At 27.6% G+C, this 3,353-nt stretch carries 5 protein-coding genes; all 5 read left to right on the plus strand.

Features of this window, described 5'->3' with window-relative positions:
* On the plus strand, positions 1 to 383 hold a 383-nt coding region (locus VLM92_RS11390; protein WP_325276457.1), incomplete at its 5' end, for a hypothetical protein.
* Positions 384 to 447: 64 nt separating this feature from the next.
* Positions 448 to 810 carry an HIT family protein gene (locus VLM92_RS11395; protein WP_331681751.1) on the plus strand — a complete coding sequence of 121 codons (363 nt, stop codon included), beginning with the start codon at positions 448 to 450 and terminating at the stop codon, positions 808 to 810.
* Positions 811 to 1,003: 193 nt separating this feature from the next.
* The gene (locus tag VLM92_RS11400; protein WP_325276458.1) at positions 1,004 to 1,531 is read left to right on the plus strand and encodes a hypothetical protein; all 528 of its coding nucleotides are present in this window, start codon (positions 1,004 to 1,006) and stop codon (positions 1,529 to 1,531) included.
* A 241-nt stretch (positions 1,532 to 1,772) separates the two neighbouring features.
* Complete coding sequence (locus tag VLM92_RS11405) at positions 1,773 to 1,970, plus strand: hypothetical protein (RefSeq protein ID WP_325276459.1); 198 nt, start codon at positions 1,773 to 1,775, stop codon at positions 1,968 to 1,970.
* 143 nt (positions 1,971 to 2,113) lie between these two features.
* A partial coding sequence (locus tag VLM92_RS11410) for an N-acetylmuramoyl-L-alanine amidase (RefSeq protein WP_325276460.1) occupies positions 2,114 to 3,353 on the plus strand: 1,240 nt, incomplete at its 3' end.

The following is a 3,353-nucleotide window of genomic DNA, read 5'->3' on the forward strand; positions in this document are numbered from 1 at the left end:
AATATAAAAGAGGAAGTTGTATTGAGTTAAAATGTGATATTAATAAGGAAAAAGAAGCTTATATAAGATTTGAAACGAATGAATTTGAAAAAGTTGGACCTATTTCTAGTGTTGAATATGGACCAATTGTAGTGAACTATACTACCTTATACTTATTAAAAAATGCGACTACAATGCATGAACTTTACTTGAAAAATAGAAAAGAAATTGAAGTCTATAAGGTGTTGAAAAAGATTAGTGAAAGTAAGGGAATTAAATTAAGAAAAGAAAAAGAAGGCTTTTACATAGGGAAAGATTTTATAAAAATTTTAGATAATGGTGATATAAAATTTAATGAGGAAATAAAAGATATAAATCAAATAAATCATATTTTAAATTATTAAAATTTAGATTTACTTATTATATTAACAAGGTAGATAGTTGGTAAATCTTTATAAGGAGAAAATTATGAATTGTATATTTTGTGAAATTAAAGATTACATACTAGAAAATGAACTAGCATTTGCTATACTTGATAAATTTCCAGTAAATAAAGGGCACATGCTATTCATACCTAAACGTCACGTAAAAGACTTTTTCGATATAACAAAAGAAGAAAGACAAGCTATATTTGAACTTATAGACGAAGCAAAAAATCTACTTGATGAAAAATACTCACCAGATGGATACAATATTGGAGTAAACTGTGGTCAAGTATCTGGACAAACTGTTATGCATGTACATGTTCACTTGATACCTAGGTATATAGGAGATACAAAGTGTCCTAAAGGTGGCGTAAGAGGGGTTATACCTGATAAGATGAAATATTAGAGTAGAATATATCAAAAAACTATGGCGTAACGATTCGTTACGTCATAACTTAATATTTAAATATAAAAAACTACAAATATTATTTAAAAATATTTGTAGTTTTTTTGTATTTGTGTAACCTTTTATCGTTTTATTCATATTATATTGAAAGGCTATATAATTAGTCTATATTAAATATATAGGAGGAATATTAATGGCTGAGTATAAGTATAATAAAAATTCCCATTGTGAATGTAATAAAAATTTCCATTGTGAATGTAAGAAAAATCCTCACTGTGATTATAATATAATCGAACTGTTACTTCAAATACAAGCACAACTTCAAGCACAAGCACAAATACAAGCGCAAATACAAGCGCAACTTCAAGCACAATATCAAGCACAAGCACAAATGCAAGCACAACTTCAAGCACAAACGCAGCTTCAAGCGCAACTTCAAGAACAAATACAAGCACAATTTCAAGCACAAACGCAACTTCAAGTGCAACTTCAAGAACATATACAAGCACAACTTCAAATGCAAGCACAGCAGCAACAAGATCAGACAACAAACACAGATACAACAAGTAATAATAGTACAATAAATATAACTGTAAATGGTACAAATACAAGTACAGACACAAATACAGACACGAATACAGATACAAATACAGACACGAATACAAATACAGATACAAATACAAACTCAACTTCAAGTACAACATCATTAGATGTTCTATAGATAATCTAGGTAAAATAATATAATGAAATAGAAGTTAAAAAAAGACGTTAAATATTTAACGTCTTTTTTTATTGGATAAATTTAAGGATATGAATAAATATTGGATGTTGAAAAGACGTTAGTATAAATATATGGACGAATTTATAAATAATACAGTTAAAAAACTAATGGAGTTTGCCATGGTAAATCATTATTAGAGTTTAAACCGAATGATTTTTTAACAAGGTAAGAAGCTGCTGTTATGATTTTAAATTATAAAAAGATTGCAGATATAAATTATGATAAATTAAATAATTATAAAGATAAAAATCAAGTATCAATTTGGGCTAAAGGTAGTGTTGAAGGTATAGTAGAAAAAGGTTATATGGGTGCAGGAGGAATTTATTTTTTATTTATAGGCATTGTCATAAAGGTAGCTATTTTTACTTTATTAGAGTGATGTTTAAACTTGAATAGTTATTAGAAACATTTATGATACACGATAAAAAATTTGTCGAAAATCTTTAGTTTATTAAGAATTTTGTGTTATTATAGTATATATAATAAAATAATGTATAAAAAACAAAAAAAGGAGAGAGAGGCGTGATTAGAGAGATAAATAAAAAAATAATTATAAATATGTTAATAATAAGTTTATTTTTAATGTTACCTATATTATCAAAAACAGCTATATCATATGCTGATAATAGTATAGAAAATGAATTTGTTTCAATTATAAACAAATATGATAAAAAAGACATAGTTATAGAAAATGGAATCTCATTAAGGATGGGAGAAAGTCTGGATTGTTCTAAATATGTAGGTTATAGTTTATCAAATAATACAACTGTGCAGATGAACGAGAATCATATAATCAAACCTATTAATCCAGGAACTGTATTTTTAACATATAAAATAGGAGATAAGGTACACATAATAGAAATCTATGTACCTGAAGAAAAAGTTAATCTAAACACTACTCTTCAAAGAAGTAACGTAATTGCAGAGTATAGTCAAGTTAGTAGAAATTATTATAAAGTATTTATTGATCCTGGTCATGGGGGTTCTGATAGTGGAGCGTTAGGATTTGGAAATGCTGAAAAGGATTTAAATCTACAAGTTGCTACAAAGGTCAGAAATAAACTAGAATCAAAGGGCATTGAAGTTAGAATGAGTAGAACATCGGATGTATATCTTGCACTAAGCGAAAGAGCAAGACTTGCAAATGATTATGGAGCAGATGTATTCGTTTCTATACATCAAAATTCAGCAGATAATGTTACGGCAAACGGAATAGAAACTTTCTATCATACAGATAAAACTACACATAAACCATATGCTGAAAGTATACAAAATAATCTAATAAAAGAAACTGGAGCTACCAATAGAGGTGTTAAAACTGCTAATTTTGCTGTTTTAAGAGAAACAAGTATGACATCAGCATTAGCTGAATGTGGATTTATATCTAACCAACAAGAATCAGCTAAATTGAGTGATCCTTATTATCAAGATAAGTTAGCAACGGCTATAGCAAATGGAATAGAAAATTATTTAAAAAATACTATAGGCACTTTAGGATTTAGTGATATACAAAATCATTGGGCAAAAGTTAGTATAGAAGATTTTGCATCTAAGGGATATATTGGTGGATATGAAGATGGTACATTTAGACCAGATAATCCAATAACAAGAGCAGAATTTGTAAAAATAGTTAATAAAGTATGTGGTTTTACACAAATAGGAAGTGAAAACTTTAATGATGTTAATACTTCAAATTGGTTCTATAATGATGTATGTATAGGCATAAAAGCAGGCTATATAAAAGGGTATGAAGATAATACAT

It is taken from the genome of Romboutsia sp. (assembly GCF_035470145.1).
GTDB lineage: Bacteria > Bacillota > Clostridia > Peptostreptococcales > Peptostreptococcaceae > Romboutsia_D.